We start from the raw sequence: 20,383 nt of genomic DNA, 5'->3' as shown, positions 1-20,383 counted from the left end.
TTCTAATTATCAAGTGACCCACCCCAATTTTATTGTAAAGAACTAACTAAGCATCCTACCAATAAATATAATGAAAGTTAAGACCAGCGAAAAACCTGCAGTGAATATAATAGTAAATACACTTCTAGCCATTGCCTTCCATTCCCTTACATCCTTTAAACCAATCAGTCCAAGAAAAAGTGTACTCACCGACATGCCCAAGACAATATCTAACGGATGAATACCTGTCATTTCATAAAAGCTTGCAGATGATGTCGCCATAAAAAATGCTGGAATACAGCACAATGAAAATATAAAAGACCATACATTTAAATTATTTTTCATATACGCCCCCCGCTGACATTTCTCTTTAGGCGTAGCACTTACCTATAATCCACTAACAATTTTTCCAATTCTTCAGTACTATTGATTGAATCAATGACAGTAGGTTGCAACTGAATTGTTTTGTTTTTATAGCTAACGCCAAAATGATGAAAATTTATACCTTGTTCTTTTAAAGCATTTAATAGCAGGAATAACCTTTCAATTTCGTTATCCCTATTGTCATTTGTTACTTCGAGTTCTGCCATAGAGATACCTACTTCAACGGTCGAGTAATGTATAAAATTAGGTATTTCAGATCCCTCAACATCATTATTATTTTCCATTCCTAAAATTTGAATAGCATAATTGAAGTTGTCTGGAAAGAATTTCTCAACAATCGGACCTAATGCTTCATTTGCTTGTTTTCTCCAGCTATCATAATGGTAACTATCTTCGGTATCCTTTGTGGATGGATTTTGACCAACATAAAAAGTTACTTCTGGGTTATCTTTAGCATGGGCATAAGCGTGATATGTACCACCGTGAAGAATATCAAATGAAATTTTTTCGATAACAAATTCCTTGTTATACTTTTCTTCCAAATACGCCCCGAATTCGTTTTTATACGAAATTAAATCCCAAGGTTTCCCGTAATTGAAATAAAAAACGAATCCACAGATGACAGCAACAATAATGGCCAACACGAGGAATACTTTTGATTTTAACAACGTCATTTCTACTCCCCCTATAATCCAATCCACACTAACTAGACGCGTATTATTCGGAATAGTTACATATCAATTAGTCGTTTTCTTCTCAATAGATTAATCGACAAACCTCTCACTTCTCCCATTGATACAATCAATGTCATTCATCCTCCACGTTCATTCAATACCAAAAAGCGAGGGCACCTCTCGCGGCGCACCTCACTTTTCTAGTTAAGCAGCATTCACTTTGTCATCCGGTTCTGGAACCTTCGCAAGTATCGCAAGCCCGATAACAAACAAGACCACCAGACTAAATACTCCGTTTGCCGAGCTTCCTGTCAGCTGTGTCGTCAATGCGACCAATAAAGGACCCATGACGGATGCAAATTTACCAAAAATATTATAGAAGCCGAAAAACTCATTCGCCTTCTCTTTCGGAACAATTCTTGCAAAATACGAGCGACTAAGTGCCTGGATGCCGCCCTGTGACGTCGCAACGAGCATAGCCAATATCCAGAAGTCCATCGTCGTTTTCATGAAAAACGCGTAAATACAAACGATGATATAGATACAAATACCAACGTACAGCATCTTTTTCCCCGTAAACTTCTGCGCTAACTTGCCATAAAGAATCGAAAATGGTGCAGCCACCACCTGCGTGACAAACAAAATAATAAGAAGACTTGTCGCATCAATGCCTAAATCTGTTCCATACGCCGTTGACATATTAATAATCGTTCCCACACCATCGATATAAAAGAAGTAGGCCAGTAAGAATAAAAACACTGTCCGGTATTTACGTATTTCTTTAAATGTCCCACCAAGACGTCTGAAACTACCACCAAGTAGATTCGGTTCACGTTTAATGCCGTGAAGTTGATGGACATTTTTCAGCATTGGAATCGTAAAGACAAACCACCAAATTGCTGTAATGACAAAAGCCAGCTTACTTGCCGTAGGCACCGCTAGTGGAATAAGCTCTTTTCCAGCCAATAAAATAATAGCAATACTAATCATAAACGGAATTGTGCTCCCGATATATCCAAAACCAAAACCACGAGCAGATATATGATTCATCCGCTTTTCCGCTGTTACATCCACAAGAAATGCATCGTAAAATATATTCGCACCATGGAAACCAACGGCGGTTATCGTGTAAATAATCAATAACCACAACCAATTATCCCCTGGCACAAATGCTAATGATACCGTTGAAACCGACCCCATTAAGAAAAAGAACAGGAAAAACTTCTTCTTTAATCCTTCATAATCCGCAATTGCCCCTAAGATCGGCCCAATCATCGCCAATATGAACGTCGCAATGGCAACCGAATAGCCCAAATACGCAGTCGAATTCGACAGACTCACGCCAGCGTCCGTGGCAACTGCCTTATAATATAGCGGAAAAACAGCTGTCGTAATAATGATAGAATACGCTGAGTTCGCCCAATCATAGAAAATCCAACTATTCTCTTGTTTCGTATACTTCTTCATCCCCACACCCCTTTCTTTCTCTACAGATAGTTTACATGAAAATGAATGTAAACATTGTAAAGGTTCAATCTACTTGGATTTCAAAATCCCCTCAACTAACTTACCATCCGTCTTTCCTAAATCTAACCCCAGCAATCGTGCAAACGTCGGTCCCTCATCAATCAGTCTCATATGCTCAATTTCCACATTCGGTCGGATTCCTTTCCCCTTCGCAATAAAAACCGTCGAGTAATCCTGTTTTTCTGGTGAATAGCCATGAGAAGCATGTGTATACTTGCCCGCTACCACATCCTCAGCCGTAATGATATCCATTGGCTCTCCATCAAGATGCTCTGTAAAATAAAAACCACGACGTGCCTCTACCATAAAAGCTGCATGCTCATCCGCGCCTCGTAATCCCGCTTCAGCACCCTCCAACACAAATTCAATGCCATTGTTTTCATTAACCGCAAGTGAATGTAACAGCGCACGCACTTTATCCTTTGCCTGCTCATCCTTCACATAGATATAAGCCGAACCATCATTACTCTTACAATATGCCCGCCAATCTTTCACCATGCCACGCCCGTTTAGTTGGATCAAACCACTGTCCTTCAATAATACATTCAACTTGACTGCCTTCGAATGATCCAGTGAACTATGATCCCCCAACGCCACAATGGTCGTCTGTTCATACATCCCACTGTCCTTTAAAGCCGACAAAATCTCACCAAGTCGTCGATCATGGCGATGAATTGCTGCATGAGCTTCTTCCGAAGAAAAACCATGATGATGACGTTGTGTATCAAGGTCCACCAAATGAACTAGCATCAAATTCGGCCTTTTCGTTTTTATCGTATGTACCGTTGATGCAGTTACAAAATCATCTAGTTCGGGCTGCGCCACACCATTACGCAGATGACCAAACTTGTTATTCATCTCAATCTGGTAACGCTTGCTACCATTCATAATTGACACAGCAATTTGATGATGCCATGGACGATTAGAAAAAATCTCCGGCATATGATAATCAATCCTTGCCTTTGCCGTCACAGGCCATAGCAATGCAGCCGTCAACATTCCAGCTTTCTTCGCCTCATCATACAACGTTGTTCCTTTGATATGACGACGATGCCAATACCAATCCGGCGACAGTCGATTCGGCTGAAGCAACGTATTCGTCACCACTCCATGGCGCTTCGGCAAATTACCAGTCACAATGCTCGCATGACACGGGTACGTCACTGAAGGATAAACCGTCTCTACATTTCTACAAATCGCCGCCTTGTCTAACAGCTCCTTAAAATGCGGTAGCGTCTCTAACATTGGAAGGTCAAGTGACGATAAACAATCAAACGAAAGTACAAGTAAATGATCCGTTAAACGTGGCATGCTAATTCTCCTTTTTATGACCTGTTGGCGCTGAATACATACGTAGACATTGGTTTAACTTGCCGATGATTACGAGTCTGTTCTAATAAAGTAACTTCAGATTGAATGAGGTACTTTAGTTTGTCAGGCACATCAACAAGTTTATGTATCTCTTCTTTATAATCATCTAACGTCATAGCAATTTCCCATTCAGCATCTTGCAACTGCGGCGAGTGGATAGATTGTTCATGGATAATCGTCCATCCTGCACTTTCCGCAATCCGCTTCACATCACCTGGCGTAAATAATGTACGTATATTTGACAAACTGCTTTCCTTAAAGCACTCATACTGAGATTGAATCAGCACAGCTAAAAAATGAGGATATTGCTCAATCGTCTGAATACGCGCATCCCATTCCGCAAAACGTAAACCCTTGCCCCATTTTCTAACCTTCCTCAATATGCCCTCTAGTTCCTCGAATGACTTCAAGTACCAAGAGCAATGCGAAAACACAATATAGTCAAAACTATCTTCTGGAAAATCAACATCCGCCGCTAACACATCAACGTTAAACTCCATGTTAATCTGTTTCCCTAACGTCGATTGCTGTAAATAACGGGCAGCATCACCTAATGTGATTGGTGCTCCGTAATCGGGAGAGGCAATATCCACACCTTTTACAAACCCAGCTTGTCCCACGATATATGCTAAAGCTGCCGTCGTATCTCCTTGCCCACAGCCAATTTCCAACACACGACTTCCTTCTTGAATCCCCCACGCCTGTACCAATTTCAAACGATGCTCCGTCTGAATTCGTTGAATCACACTCATATCCCTATCAGACGACATACATTCAACGATATTTTCAATCATATCCTTTTTCATATATACACCCCACTTGTTATAGCAGCTCCTCTTTATTTCGATAAAATGCCACTGTTTACCTTTATTCAGCTTTACTATTTTTAGATAGCAATAGATTTCTCACCCTATATCAGTTCATATTCCTCCTTTTTACCGATAATTTAGTTTTCAATTTACCTTTCCCGTGATAATGTTTATTGAAAACCCTTGAATAGTAAGTCGAAACTATCCAAGAGTCTCATTTTAAATAAAGAGGCGATTACTATCCAACAGTTACAATCACTACAACAAGTCATCGATTATATCGAGGAACATATTAAAGAGGACATCAAACCCGAGGAACTAGCTAAATTAGTTGGCTATTCTCCTTATCATTTTTATCGAATTTTTGATAAACATATCGGCTACACCGTTATGGAGTACGTCTTAAAGAGAAAGCTGCAATACGCATTATATGACTTAGCGCAGGGTGGGAAGATTATTCAAATTGCTTTGGACTATGGCTTTGAAACACATTCTGGTTTTACAAAGGCTTTTAAGAAATGTTTTGCTAGCCCGCCAAGCCTATATCGACTGCACTGTCCACTATCATTACCCCAAAAGCTGGATCTAGTAAGCCTCCTTGAAAAAAAGGTCGGTGGTATTGTCATGCAACCCAAAATTGTTCAGAAAACCGCTTTTACGATTGCTGGTAAAACCTTTGAAAGCATTATCGAAAATATTTCCTACACAAGAGATGCCCCCGCCTTTTGGGATCAAAGAATTTCACCAGATGAAGCAATTGAAAGCACACTGTATGAGGCACTATCTCCTGAAATACATGGCGAGTATTGCATCAATCTAAATAGCGGGGACCTGGAAGACAGATTTACGTATTTATTTGCAGTCAACTATGATCCGCATGTTCAATTACCTACTGGACTGACAAAGCTACGACTTCCAGAAACAACTTATGCCGTTTTTAGAACGCCTCCCGTTGAAGTCGGGCAATTTGTCTCCTCCATCAAAGGAACTTGGCAATACATCTTAGAAGATTGGCTGCCCCACTCTCTTTACGAAGTCGATGAAACAGGCTATGACTTTGAATACTATGATGAGCATTGCCATGACTGGGAGTACGAAAAAATATATATGGAAATCTACCTACCGATTAAAGAAAAATCCAAGGAGTGATTCATTCCTTGGATTGTCTTAAAATCAACTTATATAAAAATAATACAGGTGCTAATAACACTGCACTCACGATAATTGCTGCTTTTATTGTAAAACTTGACGCGACAGCACCAATAACCGGGCCTCCTCCAATTTGTCCAATAGCATCCACTTGGCCTTTTACCGAAAAGAAAGTTGCCCTTGTGGAGGAATCGGGTATGACTTTATTAAGCCAAATGTCCTCCAGCGGATACATGACTTGCCTCGTGACCTGAATAATTATATAGAAAGCAAGTAAACCAATGACATAGGATGACAGTGCAAAGCCTATCAACGAGATGATAATAAGGACACTTCCGATAAAAAGGAAGATATAAATACGGCTAATATTCTCGTGAAAAGCACCGCGATTCATCCAATGAAGGGCCACAAAGGACACAAGCACGACAATAAACTGAATTCCTCCCATTACCATCACTAATTGCTCATCCGCCAGATTCGATAGGTTAGATACCTCTAAAAAATGGGAAATCCATAAACGATCAAAACCTTCACTATAAAATCCAACAAACAAAGCAATCAGGAATAACATTCTCATGATAAAACTCGCTTTAGAATGGGAAATAATTTTGCCCACATTGTCCTTCATGCTTCCCCATGTCGATACTCTTTCCTTTCCACCTAATGGTTTGAAGTTTTCTTCCTGCATAAATAAAATTAAATAGACCGCCAGCCCAACCATGCAGAGTCCACCAATAACAATGGGTAACTGCATCATAAAATATCCCGTTAGTATACTTAATGGAATGGCTATCACTTGCCCGAGTTTCCCGGCCTTAGCCCCCCTAATAAAAGCTAACGATGCACGCTCTTCCCCTACTTCATCCGCAATCCAAGCCTGCTGAGAGCCACTTGTAAACGTATAACCAATTCCCCATACTACCTGAGCCAACAGCACAGTGATAAAGAATGGGAACAATCCCTCAATTAAAAAACCGATTCCTATTAAAAAGTAACCCACAATAATCGAAAGCTTCCGGCTCTTCAAATCCGAAAGTATTCCAGTCGGAATTTCAAAAAGAAAAACCGATAGTTCTAATACTCCCCCCACTAACACAAGTTGAAGTGGACTAAGTCCTACAATTTTCACGTGATATAACAAGTTCAGCGTAAAGATAAACGTAAAAAATAATTGTGATAGGAAGCAAGTAGTAATATACACACGATACGGATCTTTTGCCTGTAATCTATTCATTTTATTCCCCCTCCGCTTGATTATATGTGGAGGGGGAATCAGTTTCTTGTCCATATTTGCGGTAATGAACGATTAATAAGATCTTAGACAATGTTCAGCCAACTAAACAATGTAATTATGCAACCTGGCAACGCTCTGCTGACTAAACAACATAATCATCCAACCTGGTAACGCTCTCAACGAACCAAACAATGTTTCTCACAAACCTAGCAACACTTTCACTAAACTAGACAACGTTACTCTTAAAAAATGTTTCACATGGAACGTTAACCAAACATGACAGAAAAGCTGAAAGAATCCTTCATTGCTGCTCACTAACACTACTTAAAACAAAAAAAGCACAAAGATTCCTCTCGGATTCTCCACGCTTCACATCTATTCACAGCTCCTGATAATCCCGCTGGTATCTCCCGCCGCCTTTTACATCTGAGTGATACAACGCTTTTAACGCAAAACTTTTTTCCAAGTCATGCTCTTTCATGATTTGTCTAAGCTTCTTTGTCAGCTCCGCGTCATTCTTCACAAGCTGCTCCATCTTCGGTTTCGAATATTGCATAATCCAATCCTCCTTCGCTTCAATCTTTTCTCTTCAGTATACCACTGCTTAACGCGCATCTATTCGATTCAGATTTGCTATACTAATCATAACGGCGAGAAATGGATTGGAGTGGCATTATGTTTAAAACTATCGGCATCCTCGCACACGTAGATGCAGGAAAAACAACATTTTCAGAACAACTACTTTATCATACCAAAAGCATTAAGCAACGTGGACGCGTCGATCATAAAGACGCCTTCCTCGACAGTCATGCCATCGAAAAAGAGCGAGGCATTACAGTGTTCGCTGACCAAGCAATCATCTCGTATAACAATTCTACCTATACCATTATCGATACGCCAGGACACGTCGACTTCTCGCCAGAAATGGAACGCGCCATTCAAGTCATGGACTATGCCATTATCATTATTAGTGCTGTAGATGGCATCGAAGGTCATACCGAAACCGTCTGGCAACTACTACGTAAACATCAAATACCGACATTTTTCTTCATCAATAAAATCGACCGTGAAGGAACGGATATTGAAAGTACTCTACAAGAAATTCGCACTAATTTATCGCAAGATATCTGCAATCTTACAACATCTTTCAATGAAGGCCTCATGCAAGAAGAACTTATCGAATTTATCGCTGAACGGGATGAAGCACTATTAGAAACCTATATGGAATCCGGCTATGACAAGGAGCTCTGGCTTCAAACATTAAAGATCATGATTCGAGACAATAAAGTCTTCGCTTGTTCCAGTGGTTCCGCACTAAAAGATCTAGGCATCATTGAATTTTTCGCGAAACTCGATTGTTTAACAGAGACTTCCTACAACGATGCCGAAGAGTTTGCTGCCCAAGTCTATAAAATTCGGCATGATGACAGCGGCAACCGTGTCACTTTTCTCAAATCAGTATCTGGCACGCTACGTGTTCGAGACGAAGTGAATTACGGGGAACTGACCGAAAAAGTTACTCAAATCCGCGTCTATAATGGCAGTAAATTCAAGACTGTCGACCACGTTCAAGCTGGCGAACTCTTTGCCGTTACCGGCCTGACGAATGCATCTATAGGAGATGGCGTAGGGGCACTGAAAGAAAAAGTCACGTTTGATTTGATTCCTACCCTAAAATCAAAAGTTATGTTTGATGCGTCCATCCATATCAAAGAAGTATTGCGATGCTTCAATCTATTGGACGCAGAAGACCCTTCCTTGCGTGTCTATTGGGATGAACATTTTCAAGAGATTCACGTGCACGTCATGGGCATTATTCAACTTGAAGTGTTGAAGGAGATCGTCAAAGAACGATTTCAGTTTACCGTCTCATTCGGTGAGCCGAAAATTCTTTACAAAGAAACAATTGAGACAACCGTCAACGGCTATGGGCATTTTGAGCCGTTAAGACATTATGCGGAAGTTCACCTGAAAATCGAACCCGCCGAACGAAATAGTGGTATCTCTTTCGACAATGTCTGTCACCCCAATGATCTGTCTATCGGCAATCAAAACCTAGTCCGTCATCATCTATTCGAACGCGACCATCACGGACTGTTAACTGGCTCCGCCCTCACCGACGTCAAAATCACATTACTGACAGGACGGGGACATAACGAGTACACGTCTGGCGGCGACTTTAGAGAAGCTACCCATAGGGCCTTGCGCCAAGGATTAGAGCAAGCCACAAATATCATACTTGAACCGTATTACGATTATAAAATTAAGGTGGAAGTAGATCATATCGGGCGCGTGCTATCAGATATCCAACAAGCACACGGTAGCTTTGACCCGCCCGAAACCATCGGAGGCAAAGTGACCGTTACGGGACGAGTGCCCGTTGCTACCTTCATGAACTACAGCACGACATTTGCCTCCTTCACTCACGGAAAAGGAACGCTACGTCTACAATTTGGCGGCTATGATCGTTGCCATAATGAGGAACAAGTGATTGAAATTATCGGGTACAACAAAGATGCGGACCCAGAATACACATCTATCTCCATTTTCCTTGCAAAAGGCAAAGGCTATCCAGTCCCTTGGGATGAAGCAGAAGTAGCTATGCATTGTTTGTTGAAGGCTAAAGGTAACTATTAACCTAACTAGAGTAATATCACCTATCATTTTTCACCCAAAAACATTACCAAAGAATCAATTAATATTTACTGATATAGTAGATAAGTTGCATAACAAATGTTAGAATAAACGAAAGTGAGTTAATACTGATTATTTAATGTATCCCAACAGAATGTTTTGGATTACCGTATATCCTAAGATTAGTAAGTATATAGGCATAGGAAGGAATTGTTTCATCATGTTGACGGGAATTAAAGATATGACGTCTATTTCTCTTCTGCTGGAAGAAAAATTCTGTCTCTCCATTACAGATCCTAACGGAACCATCATATACGTAAATCAACTATTTTGCGACCTTTCACAGTACAACCAAGAAGAGCTAATTGGAAATGACTACGGTTTATTAAATCCAGAGTACACTAATGAAAAATTTAGACTTGAGCTAGAAATGGAGCTCAGCAAAAACAAATTATGGCAACGGCAAATTAAATGCTTTGCCAAGGATGGCTCTCCTTATTGGGTACAAGCAACAATTGTCCCCATCCTCGATGAAAACGAGGCGGTTATTCAATTTATTTCCCTAGATATAGACGTTACAGCTAAAGTAATTTCAAATAAGTCGTACGAGCAAACGCTTGAAAGACTCGTGACTATCGAAAATGCACTTGATCAGTCTTCCGCTATTGTAATCACTAATCCACAAGGGGTTATTTCATACGCAAATGATACATTTTGCGCGCTTTCAAAGTACACAGCAGAGGAGCTCATTGGACAGACACATCGAATTATTAATTCAGGCTTTCATCCAAAAAGTTTTTTCAAAGAACTATGGAAAACCATTGGTAACGGGGAAATTTGGAAAGGTGAAATTAAAAATCGAGCAAAGGATGGCAAAGAGTACTGGGTAAATACTACAATTGTCCCTTTCCTTGATGGGGATAGGAAGCCCTACCAATACATCGGAATTCGAACCGATATTACAGCAAGAAAAGAGGCTGAACATGCGTTAGAACTAGCCTTAAAAAATGATTTTCAGCAGACCGTAAAAAATCTTCAAAATGCAATTTTTAAATATACTGCGGGACCAGATGATAGCATCACATTTACACTTATTGAAGGAAAAGCAGCAGAGAAATTTGGCATCACCATAGAAAATGTTGCATCCAATCAGCTAAAGCATATCTTTTCCGAAGATGAATTCATTCAAATTGGAGGCTATTTAAAAACAGCACTACGAGGAGAAGCTACACAATTCGAAGTGCTGTTTCTGAACCAAACATTCCTTGTATACTTATCGCCTATTTTTGAAAATGATCGTGTTATTGAGGTTGTCGGCACCGCGACAGACATTTCGGGGCATAAAGAAGCTGAAAAACTTGTAGAACATATGGCGTATTACGACCATTTAACCGGCTTACCCAATCGACGCGTTTTTCAAAAGAAAGTTAACGAGGTTATCGAGCATTCAGACGAAAGAGATGACACATTCGCCATCATGTTCATCGATCTGGACCGTTTTAAAAATATTAATGATTCGATGGGACACTCCATCGGGGATCAACTACTCGTTCTTGTTGGAGAACGGCTTCGGCATTGCGTTCGTAAAGAGGATATTGTTGCGCGTCTTGGTGGAGATGAGTATGTCATTTTATTACCACACGCACCGGCTTCCTTAACAGAAACGGTAGCCACAAGAATCGTTGAAGAGATGTCCAAACCTTTTATCATTCATAACCATGAGGTATTTGTCAGTTCCAGTATCGGAATTAGCCTATTCCCTGAGAACGGCAATGACTACGATACGTTAATGACCAATGCTGATTCTGCCATGTATTTAGTAAAGGATAATGGCAAAAACAACTTCCAATTTTTCACGGAAGAATTACATCGCGATATGATGGAAAAAACGATGATTGAACTAGAACTTCGACAGGCGTTGAGAAAAAATCAATTTGAACTGTATTATCAGCCGCTATTCAATTTAGAATCAGGAACATTAACTGGATTGGAAGCACTCATCCGATGGCAGCATCCAACGATGGGTACGGTTGCCCCCACCCGCTTTATTCCAATCGCTGAAGAGACGGGGTTAATTGTGCCGATTGGACAATGGGTACTCGAAACTGCATGTACACAAATGAAAAAATTGCATCGTGTAGGCTTTCCACATTTAAAATTAACCATCAATGTTTCTCATACTGAGTGCAAGCATGCCTTTTTTGTCGAACAGCTCAAAGAAACCTTGAAAAAAACTGGACTTCAACCTGAACATCTTGACTTGGACCTCACTGAAGCTACAACATCTGACAAAACGAACTGTGAAAGCATCCTTAGTCAGCTGAAAGACCTTGGCATCGGCATCAATATCGATGATTTTGGAGCCGGCTATTTTTCAATCAACTATTTAACGACATTCCCTATTAGCCGTTTAAAAATTGACCAGTCTTTCATACAAGATCTGAGTGTAAAAAACCAAACAATTATCAAAACGATTATTATGCTGGCAAAAAATTTGAATTTAGTAGTTAGCGCAAAAGGCATTGAAACAGCTGAACAACAACAGTTCTTGCAAGAATTACAGTGTGATGAAGTACAAGGTTACCTTTATTCTGAGCCACTTCCTGTTGAACAAATTGAAGTATTATTACGTAAAACGTGATAGGTACAACGAAGACAGGCACAGTTAACTTAGACTGTGCCTGTCTCCAACCGAAAAACTAAAAAACGTTCATTGTCGTTTTGCTCATATAGCCCCGGAACCTTCACTTCTTTTATCAATTCAAAAGGAGTTTCCGTTTCAATAAATTCGATATAGGCAGCAGTCGGATAATAAAAAACAACATCCACTGTCCGCTTTTTTTTCTCAACTGAACGTAAAATAGTATCTATCACTTTTCTAAAAATCTGTATGGAAAATGGATTAAAAAAATAAAACCGATTATCCGTCAACTCCACCGCATAGTCCTGCGCCAGACAGCAGTCAAAACGAATAGCACCACTGATTTGACTCAACTTCTCCTTATAACTTGCTTGATTTTCAAGCGACTCTTGATATAGCTGCGCACTCATTTCTATCCCTGTCACCGAAACTTGGAAACGATGATGCAAGTAAAATGCCAGCCGTCCCTTGCCGCAGCCAAAATCTACGACCCCATCTGTTCTTTCCAGCTCATAGTCACGGAATAACTCTTCTAGTGCCAAATAAGGCGTTGCTTCGTAACGATTATAATGGGGCGACTGATTTTGCCACTCCCGTGTACCTACAGTTTTGATGCGCAGCAAGCGATCATATTCTTTATCGTTCATGGATATTCCCCCGTATCACTTATGTAAGACATACGTCCGTAAAGCATAAGCAACACCATCCTCATTATGATGCTTCGTTACATACGTACTTAACTCTTTCAATTGCTCTTCCGCATTGTCCATCGCTATGCTCGTGGCAGCAACCTCAAACATCGTCAAATCATTATAATTGTCCCCTATTGCAACGGTATTTTCTAAAGGAATACCTAGATAATTAGCCATGAACCGTAAAGCACTACCTTTCCCTGCATCAGGATGACCCAGCTCTAAATTCCCCCTTCCTGATGAAGTAAGAGATAAATCTTCCCGCCCCGATAACACTTCACGGAGCTCACTTAACTTCTTTTCATCTAGCGACAACACTAATAGTTTATAAACATCCAAGTGTGCAGTATCTGGCGTCTGATTAGCAGTCTTGGATAATGTTTGATTCAAATCATATTGATGATTGATATAATGATGAAGCAATTCGCCCGCCCATCCTGTAACTTTTTCAGCTAACTGTCCAATTTCTTCGCGCAATAATTCCTTGCCACCCAGTCGATTGAAAATACCCTGTGCTGTATAAAGCTCATAATGAACCTCATTTTTTTCAAGTATTGCCACAACTTCCTCGACAACATGATTCGAAAGTGAAAAACGCTGGATCTCTTGTCCTTTATAATAAGTAACCGCACCATTCCCTGTCATAATCGGGCAATCTATCCCAGTAGGCTGAAGAATTGCTTCCACGTCAGGTAAGGCACGTCCAGAAGATATTGCAACGACATCCCCCTGTTTCTGCACCTCTAAAATAGCTTCCTTATTTGCTTCACTAATCGTGCCGTTTTCCGACAATAATGTACCGTCCAGATCTATCGCGATTAATTTCAAAACCATCAATCCCCTTTCCATTCAGTTACACTTTGTTCATTATACCCCATTCCTCGATAGATGTTTTAATCTCCTTGATTTTTCAGTCAACTCAGATAATACCATGGTATAATATCCTCTATATGTATGAAGCTACTTCCAATTAAGGAGTTGACTAGATGAACACAAAACCATTACAAGTATCCGTTACGCTGTTAGCGGGCTTTCAATGGCTATTCTTTATGTTTGCCAATACAGTTGTCATTCCAATTTCGGTTGGTAATGCTTTTCAATTAGAGCAAATTGAAATTGTCTCTGCCATCCAACGGTCCTTCATTTTCACCGGAATCGCCTGTCTGTTACAGGGGTTTATCGGGCATCGTTTAGCATTAATGGAAGGTCAGTCCGGGCTTTGGTGGGGAGTTATTCTCAGCTTGGCTGCCACAGCGAGTACAATGAATCTTGAGCTGACAACGGTCGGGGGGAGCATTGCCGTTGGGGTCATGATTTCGGGAGTTTTAGTAGCAGGCTTTGGAATGCTTGGCATGGGGGAGCTACTGAAAAAATGGTTTACACCTATTGTCATGTTTGTTTTTCTTCTATTATTAGCCAATCAGCTTATTACTATTTTTTTAAAAGGAATGATAGGACTCAATACGAGTGAGTCTATTGATCTCAAAATTGCTTGTTTTTCATTCCTTCTCGCTGCGATGACAATTTTAATCCATGTAAAAGGAAAAGGAATAATTAGTAGCTTGAATCTATTAATTGGAATGGTCGTTGGCTGGATTTGTGCAGTCCTATTATTTCCCATAGAAGCAACGGAAACCATTGCAACCACACCGTTTCTGACCTGGTTTCCTTGGGGGCAGCCCACATTTGAATGGGGAATCGTCATCAGTGTTGTCATTACTGGTTTATTGAACACCACAAATACGATTGCCACATTAAAAGGTGCGGAAGATATTTATGAACAAAAGACAACAGCCGGGCAATACCGTGCTTCCTTCTTACTGACAGGTGCTTTGACGACTGGATCTGGCATGCTGGGTCTCGTTCCTTATACACCATATGCTTCTTCATTAGGATTTTTACAATCTACCGGCATTCGCCAGCGGACTCCATTTTTCATCGGATCACTGTTATTTATTCTTCTAGGAATGATTCCTGAACTTAGTGCCTTTTTCTCAACCATTCCACAAAGTGTCGGCAATACCGTACTATTCGTCGCCTATTTGCAATTATTCAGTTCCGCACTCCGAAACATCGAAGGCTTAACATTCGAACCCAAAACGGTCTATCGCATTGCATTGCCCGCTTTGGTAGGACTATCAATCATGTCACTACCAGCAGCTGCTTTCGCAACGTTGCCAGCACTCTTACAGCCACTTCTGTCAAACGGCATGCTTGTCGGTATTTTGGCAGCTCTCTTCATGGAGCTGGTGTATTATCTTGGGCAGTATAGAAAAGTACAATTGTAAAAAAAGCATTATGAAGGTATCACGCCATTGCTGGATAATCCTTCACCGCTTTATCTACCTAATTAACAATCAAAAGCGCTTACTCTCCAAAATCTCTACAAAACGTGTGGAGGCTGGAGATAACGGTACACTTTTCAAAAAGCACACGCCAATACTTCTTTTGGGGATTTCCTCGAGCAATTGGACTTCAGATAACAACCCATTTGTTAAATACTCTTGGGAAAACTCTTTCGTCACACACGCAATGCCTAAATTGATTTTCGCAAACTCTAATAATAATTCATGTGAACCTAGTTCAAATTCTGGTGAAAATTGTATGCCGCGTGCTATCATAAAGTCCTCTACATACTTTCTTGAATTTGATTTTGGTTCAAGAAATATTAAAGGTAATTTCACTAATTCATCCAAACTTAATGGCTTTGCTAATATCTTTTTAAACTTTTCTCCATAGACGAACGTATCCTGGACATCGAAACAAGGTCTTACTTCCAATGTAGGATCGTCAATAGGGAGGTTACAAATCGCAATATCTACCCCACCTGATTTTAACGTCGCACATAGTTCCACCGTTGTTCCATTGACCATTTTGAACTTAATATTCGGGTAACCATTATGAAAAAACTCTAGGAATGGCAATAAAAAATACCTAGAAATGGTGTCGCCTACTCCAATCTTTAATTCACCTGTCGTTAAATTCTTAAATTCTAAAATCTTTTCTTCTCCGACAAGTAATAAGTTAATGGCCGAATTAGCATATTCGAATAACAGGCTGCCTTCATTTGTCAAAGACACTCCTTTAGACGTCCGGTTAAAAAGGCGTGTATCCAATTCTTTTTCTAACTGCATAATGGATTGGCTGACGGCTGGTTGTGTCATATACAACTCTTTTGCCGCCTTGGAAAAGCTTTTGTTAACAGCTACCTGACAAAAAACTTTATATAAATCTAGTTTACTTACCACATAAGCACCCCTTATAGCCGTCATTTGATATATTAATTTTACTTATACCATTAGACTGATGTATATTACAAGTAGATAGTTAGATAATGATAATATCGATTACGCCAAGGCGTAATTGCGTCCAAATTTTGAATTGTGCTTGAGGCCTATAGGGGGAAGGATTGAACTGCATCATTCCTTGTTGCGACAGGACGTCGCGAACTTAGACTGCCTTCCTTGATTCCTTTCAAAATTTGTGACATCCGCTGGAGGCTTACCTTACTTCGACAGAAGTAAGATATTTGAACTTTATAATAAGGAGCGATTCTATTGGGAAGAGTAGTTGGAACAGTTGCGAGAGGTCTACGTTGCCCTATTATCAATCAAGGGGACAATATCGAGGACATCGTTGTAGAAAGTGTTTTACACGCTGCGGAAGTTGAAGGCTTTCAAATTAATGATAAAGATATCGTTTCCGTTACAGAGTCTATCGTTGCCCGTGCGCAAGGAAACTATGCAACGATCGATCAAATCGCTAAAGATGTTCACGCTAAATTTGGGGACGACACAATTGGTGTCATTTTCCCAATTTTAAGTCGCAATCGTTTTGCAAACTGTCTTCGTGGTATCGCAAAAGGTGCTAAGAAAATTGTCATCATGCTGAGCTATCCATCTGATGAAGTTGGAAATCACTTAATCAGCTTAGATCAACTCGATGAAAAAGGCATTAATCCATGGACTGATGTGCTTACAGAGCAAGAATTCCGCCAGCATTTTGGCTACCAAAAGCATACGTTCACAGGCGTCGACTATATTGACTACTACAAATCGTTAGCTGCTGAATTTGGTGTTGAATGCGAAATTATTTTCTCTCAAAAACCGAAAACAATTTTACAATATACGAAGAGTGTTTTAACTTGCGATATTCACACGCGTTTCCGCACAAAGCGCATTTTAGAAGAAAATGGCGCCGAAAAAGTCTACACGCTCGATGATATTTTATCGGAATCTGTGGACGGTAGCGGATATAATGAAGAATACGGTCTACTTGGTTCAAACAAATCAACGGATGATGGCGTTAAGCTATTCCCGCGTGATTGCCAACCAGTAGTTGACAATATTCAACGCATCTTGCTTGAGAAAACAGGCAAAGTCGTAGAAGTAATGGTTTACGGGGATGGGGCGTTCAAAGATCCTGTCGGTAAGATTTGGGAACTAGCTGATCCAGTCGTCTCTCCTGCCTATACACCAGGACTTGCGGGCAAGCCAAACGAAGTAAAATTAAAATATCTCGCGGATAACAACTTTGCAGATTTACGCGGCGATGAGCTGAAAAAAGCTATCTCTGAATTCATCGACAACAAAAATGAGGACCTCACTGGCTCGATGGAAGCACAAGGTACAACTCCACGTAAACTAACGGACCTCGTCGGCTCTCTTTCTGACTTAACATCAGGCAGTGGCGATAAAGGTACACCGATTGTCTTTATCCAAGGATACTTTGATAACTTCACGAAATAAAAAATACCATGTACTCATCAAAATGGATGAGTACATGGTATTTTTATTGTTGTTGTAAAAAGTCCAGTAGCGCCTCTTCATCCAACGGTCTACTGTAGTAATAGCCCTGCACGGTATTGACATTCATATCACGTAGAATCTGAAGCTGCGCCTCCTCCTCAACCCCTTCCGCGACAATTTGAAACCCAAGGCTATGCCCTAACGTAATAATGGCTGTTAAGATAGCTTGCACGATGCTGTCTTCTTCAACTTTTTGGATGAAGGAACGATCTACTTTCACACGATCGATTGGCATCATACGCAAATAATTCAAGGAAGAGTAGCCAGTACCAAAGTCATCCAATGCAATTTGAATGCCTAAGTTTTTTAACTCATTTAATTTTCTAATGGTTTCTTCTTGGTGATTGATGATGATGGATTCTGTTATTTCAATTTCTAGTAAGGATGGATCAACCTCATAGTATGCTAATTTCTTTTGAATCTTGTCAACAAAGTCTGCTTCGCGCAATTGAATAGCACTTACATTTACAGCTACATGCTGTATGTTTACCCCTTGCTTGGTCGCTCGTTTTATCATTTGTAAACTAGCATCTAGTACCCAGTCTCCAATGGCAATAATTTGACCTGTCTTTTCCGCTAAAGGGATAAAATCTGCTGGTGAAACCATCCCTAATTCTGGGTGCTTCCACCTGATTAGCGCTTCAACACTAGTCTGCTTTCCAACTCCCATGTCCAACTGAGGCTGATAATGTAAGAAAAACTCCCCACACAACAGCGCTTCCCTTAAACCATCTTTTAATTTAAGCCCTTTTTCAATATGGTCCTTCATATTGCTATCAAAGAAGTGGATGCGGTTGCGGCCATGTTCTTTTGCATGATATAAAGCTGTATCAGCGTCTATAAACAATTCCCCTATCGATTGCGCATCAGTAGGATAGATGGAGACACCGATGGAAGCTGTAATATAAACATTTTGCCCCAATAATAAGAATGGATTTGTAAAGGATTCGTGAATTTGCTGCAAGGAATCATGGATTTGGTGTACGGCTACTTTTTTAGCCCGAATGACAATAACGAATTCATCGCCTCCAAACCGACCAAAAAAACTGTTTTCAGGTAACCATTCACGTAATCTTTTACCCACTTCAGTGAGTAATTCATCACCATAGGCATGTCCTTTTGAATCATTGATATGTTTAAATTGATCTAAGTCAAGGAAGACAACTGCCATAATTTCATCAATCACGTCTATTTCATCAATCCATTTGTCTATTACTCTTTCAATTGAATGACGATTTGCCAAACCCGTTAGTGAATCATGGCTCGCTTGGTAATCCATTTCATCCATTTGACTTTTTATTTGCAGTGCCATTTGTTCTACAGCCCTTGCAATTTCACCGACCTCGTCTTTCCGTTTAAAGCCTATTTTAACGCTAAGATCTCCGTGCTTTATTTTATTTATCTGACGGACGATGAATGGAATATCTTTCAATAAGTAATGTAAAACCACTGATAACGTTGCCAGCAAAATAATGATTGTAATAACCCAAGCTCCAATAATTGACCGCTCATATGTAACAAGTGGTTTTAACAAGGTATCTTCCGGTACATACACACCTATTTCCCAACCGAGCCCGTCCAAATGACGAACCGAGGCATAATAGCTTTCCTCACCTTTTTGAAGTTTGGCCACCTCTTGTTCTTCTAATTGTGCCTTCTGAAAGATTGCCCACATGTCATCAGGGTCATATAAAATATCTCCTTGGTTAGAAACTAAAACTAATTTTTGCCCATCCCTCTCAAACGGCTTAATTAAGTCAGCTAGGCCAGCTAGGTGAATATCCACACCTAGATAACCCAGTTTTTCTTCTTCCACTATGACCGGATATGTTATGCTAATCGTTAATTGATTTGTATTGTAGTCAATGTAAGGGGACGAAAATGAGAACTTTTCATTTTTTAAAGCCTTTTTAAACCAGGGACGTTCTTCGATCAGATATAACCCATCCGAAACATAATCATGGTCTGCAACAAAGTAGCTATTCTCCGTATGAGCAAGCCAAATCATATTCACATCTTCATTGTTTTCTTTTGCACGCATTAATGCTTTTTGAATCCAATCATAATCTTTATTTAAACGTACATCTTCTCTTTTTTCATTGGCACTCATAAAGCTTTCAATGACTGGGATAGATGCAAGCTGGCGAACGATTTCACCTTTTTGTTCGAATACAGAAGAAACCGTATTGCCTACATTTCTATTTTTTTCCGATAGCTCTCGTTCCACTTGGTCTATCAATATATCTTTGGTCATGGAGTAAGAGTAGATAGCAATCGTCAACATTGTTGACAAAACAACGAGAAACATTGCAACAACAACCTTACCATTGATGCCCAGTTTCATTGACCCTCTCCTTCACACATTTGACTCGTCTATATATTTATAATTCGTGTTGCATCGACTTTTTTCCTGCTGATTCGGCAAAATCATAAGAAATAAAACAATATGTATAGCATTGTTGGTAAGATAAAGAAATCAAT

At 40.1% G+C, this 20,383-nt stretch carries 16 protein-coding genes; 5 read left to right on the top strand and 11 right to left on the bottom strand.

Going from position 1 to position 20,383, the window contains the following annotated elements; all coding sequences use genetic code 11:
- Positions 1–42: 42 nt before the first annotated feature.
- The 5 genes from R2B72_RS11050 to R2B72_RS11030 all read right to left on the bottom strand — a co-directional run bounded on the left by R2B72_RS11050 (position 43) and on the right by R2B72_RS11030 (position 4,741).
- Positions 43–324 (bottom strand): hypothetical protein, encoded by a 282-nt coding sequence (locus tag R2B72_RS11050; RefSeq protein ID WP_318616610.1) that lies wholly within the window; start codon positions 322–324, stop codon positions 43–45.
- A gap of 38 nt (positions 325–362) precedes the next feature.
- A complete protein-coding gene (locus R2B72_RS11045) occupies positions 363–1,037 on the bottom strand; it encodes a hypothetical protein (RefSeq protein ID WP_318616609.1) in 675 nt (224 codons plus the stop codon).
- Between the two features lie 204 nt (positions 1,038–1,241).
- Complete coding sequence (locus tag R2B72_RS11040) at positions 1,242–2,504, bottom strand: MFS transporter (protein WP_318616608.1); 1,263 nt, start codon at positions 2,502–2,504, stop codon at positions 1,242–1,244.
- A gap of 69 nt (positions 2,505–2,573) precedes the next feature.
- Positions 2,574–3,875 (bottom strand): ectonucleotide pyrophosphatase/phosphodiesterase, encoded by a 1,302-nt coding sequence (locus R2B72_RS11035; protein WP_318616606.1) that lies wholly within the window; start codon positions 3,873–3,875, stop codon positions 2,574–2,576.
- A 14-nt stretch (positions 3,876–3,889) separates the two neighbouring features.
- A complete protein-coding gene (locus R2B72_RS11030; RefSeq protein ID WP_318616605.1) occupies positions 3,890–4,741 on the bottom strand; it encodes a class I SAM-dependent methyltransferase in 852 nt (283 codons plus the stop codon).
- Between the two features lie 186 nt (positions 4,742–4,927).
- Between R2B72_RS11030 and R2B72_RS11025 the strand changes: the two genes are divergently transcribed.
- Positions 4,928–5,893: an effector binding domain-containing protein gene (locus tag R2B72_RS11025; protein ID WP_318616603.1), complete on the top strand. Its 966-nt coding sequence runs from the start codon at positions 4,928–4,930 to the stop codon at positions 5,891–5,893.
- A 1-nt stretch (position 5,894) separates the two neighbouring features.
- Here the strand turns inward: R2B72_RS11025 and R2B72_RS11020 are convergent, their stop codons facing one another.
- Positions 5,895–7,127, bottom strand: a complete 1,233-nt coding sequence (locus R2B72_RS11020; protein WP_318616602.1) for an MFS transporter — start codon at positions 7,125–7,127, stop codon at positions 5,895–5,897.
- A 379-nt stretch (positions 7,128–7,506) separates the two neighbouring features.
- Complete coding sequence (locus tag R2B72_RS11015) at positions 7,507–7,683, bottom strand: hypothetical protein (RefSeq protein ID WP_318616600.1); 177 nt, start codon at positions 7,681–7,683, stop codon at positions 7,507–7,509.
- A 119-nt stretch (positions 7,684–7,802) separates the two neighbouring features.
- On the opposite strand from R2B72_RS11015, the gene R2B72_RS11010 reads away from it, so the two are divergent.
- Both R2B72_RS11010 and R2B72_RS11005 read left to right on the top strand, forming a co-directional pair.
- Positions 7,803–9,764, top strand: a complete 1,962-nt coding sequence (locus tag R2B72_RS11010; RefSeq protein ID WP_318616598.1) for a translation factor GTPase family protein — start codon at positions 7,803–7,805, stop codon at positions 9,762–9,764.
- A 217-nt stretch (positions 9,765–9,981) separates the two neighbouring features.
- On the top strand, positions 9,982–12,402 hold the full coding sequence (locus tag R2B72_RS11005; RefSeq protein ID WP_318616597.1) for an EAL domain-containing protein: 2,421 nt from the start codon (positions 9,982–9,984) through the stop codon (positions 12,400–12,402).
- 29 nt (positions 12,403–12,431) lie between these two features.
- Here the strand turns inward: R2B72_RS11005 and R2B72_RS11000 are convergent, their stop codons facing one another.
- Entirely contained in the window at positions 12,432–13,049 is a 618-nt protein-coding gene (locus R2B72_RS11000; RefSeq protein ID WP_318616595.1) for a class I SAM-dependent methyltransferase, read from the bottom strand.
- 15 nt (positions 13,050–13,064) lie between these two features.
- Entirely contained in the window at positions 13,065–13,928 is an 864-nt protein-coding gene (locus tag R2B72_RS10995) for a Cof-type HAD-IIB family hydrolase (RefSeq protein ID WP_318616594.1), read from the bottom strand.
- 152 nt (positions 13,929–14,080) lie between these two features.
- On the opposite strand from R2B72_RS10995, the gene R2B72_RS10990 reads away from it, so the two are divergent.
- Positions 14,081–15,382, top strand: coding sequence for a uracil/xanthine transporter (locus R2B72_RS10990; RefSeq protein WP_318616593.1), 1,302 nt, complete (start codon positions 14,081–14,083; stop codon positions 15,380–15,382).
- A 69-nt stretch (positions 15,383–15,451) separates the two neighbouring features.
- Here the strand turns inward: R2B72_RS10990 and R2B72_RS10985 are convergent, their stop codons facing one another.
- Positions 15,452–16,342 (bottom strand): LysR family transcriptional regulator, encoded by an 891-nt coding sequence (locus R2B72_RS10985; protein WP_318616592.1) that lies wholly within the window; start codon positions 16,340–16,342, stop codon positions 15,452–15,454.
- Positions 16,343–16,651: 309 nt separating this feature from the next.
- Between R2B72_RS10985 and R2B72_RS10980 the strand changes: the two genes are divergently transcribed.
- Positions 16,652–17,842, top strand: coding sequence for a coenzyme F420-0:L-glutamate ligase (locus R2B72_RS10980; protein WP_318616591.1), 1,191 nt, complete (start codon positions 16,652–16,654; stop codon positions 17,840–17,842).
- A gap of 43 nt (positions 17,843–17,885) precedes the next feature.
- On the opposite strand, the gene R2B72_RS10975 is transcribed toward R2B72_RS10980, so the two are convergent.
- On the bottom strand, positions 17,886–20,246 hold the full coding sequence (locus R2B72_RS10975; RefSeq protein WP_318616589.1) for an EAL domain-containing protein: 2,361 nt from the start codon (positions 20,244–20,246) through the stop codon (positions 17,886–17,888).
- Positions 20,247–20,383: the final 137 nt, after the last annotated feature.

The organism is Sporosarcina sp. YIM B06819, assembly GCF_033485175.1.
GTDB lineage: Bacteria > Bacillota > Bacilli > Bacillales_A > Planococcaceae > Sporosarcina.
The sequence above is the reverse complement of the archived record's forward strand: the minus strand, read 5'-3'. Positions and strand labels throughout refer to the sequence as shown.

What these genes read in the sequence shown, in the direction of transcription:
- R2B72_RS11050 (WP_318616610.1), bottom strand. Translation starts at nt 324, where the DNA reads ATGAAAAATAATTTAAATGTATGGTCTTTTATATTTTCATTGTGCTGT.
- R2B72_RS11045 (WP_318616609.1), bottom strand. Translation starts at nt 1,037, where the DNA reads ATGACGTTGTTAAAATCAAAAGTATTCCTCGTGTTGGCCATTATTGTT.
- R2B72_RS11040 (WP_318616608.1), bottom strand. Translation starts at nt 2,504, where the DNA reads ATGAAGAAGTATACGAAACAAGAGAATAGTTGGATTTTCTATGATTGG.
- R2B72_RS11035 (WP_318616606.1), bottom strand. Translation starts at nt 3,875, where the DNA reads ATGCCACGTTTAACGGATCATTTACTTGTACTTTCGTTTGATTGTTTA.
- R2B72_RS11030 (WP_318616605.1), bottom strand. Translation starts at nt 4,741, where the DNA reads ATGAAAAAGGATATGATTGAAAATATCGTTGAATGTATGTCGTCTGAT.
- R2B72_RS11020 (WP_318616602.1), bottom strand. Translation starts at nt 7,127, where the DNA reads ATGAATAGATTACAGGCAAAAGATCCGTATCGTGTGTATATTACTACT.
- R2B72_RS11015 (WP_318616600.1), bottom strand. Translation starts at nt 7,683, where the DNA reads ATGCAATATTCGAAACCGAAGATGGAGCAGCTTGTGAAGAATGACGCG.
- R2B72_RS11010 (WP_318616598.1), top strand. Translation starts at nt 7,803, where the DNA reads ATGTTTAAAACTATCGGCATCCTCGCACACGTAGATGCAGGAAAAACA.
- R2B72_RS11005 (WP_318616597.1), top strand. Translation starts at nt 9,982, where the DNA reads ATGTTGACGGGAATTAAAGATATGACGTCTATTTCTCTTCTGCTGGAA.
- R2B72_RS11000 (WP_318616595.1), bottom strand. Translation starts at nt 13,049, where the DNA reads ATGAACGATAAAGAATATGATCGCTTGCTGCGCATCAAAACTGTAGGT.
- R2B72_RS10995 (WP_318616594.1), bottom strand. Translation starts at nt 13,928, where the DNA reads ATGGTTTTGAAATTAATCGCGATAGATCTGGACGGTACATTATTGTCG.
- R2B72_RS10990 (WP_318616593.1), top strand. Translation starts at nt 14,081, where the DNA reads ATGAACACAAAACCATTACAAGTATCCGTTACGCTGTTAGCGGGCTTT.
- R2B72_RS10975 (WP_318616589.1), bottom strand. Translation starts at nt 20,246, where the DNA reads ATGAAACTGGGCATCAATGGTAAGGTTGTTGTTGCAATGTTTCTCGTT.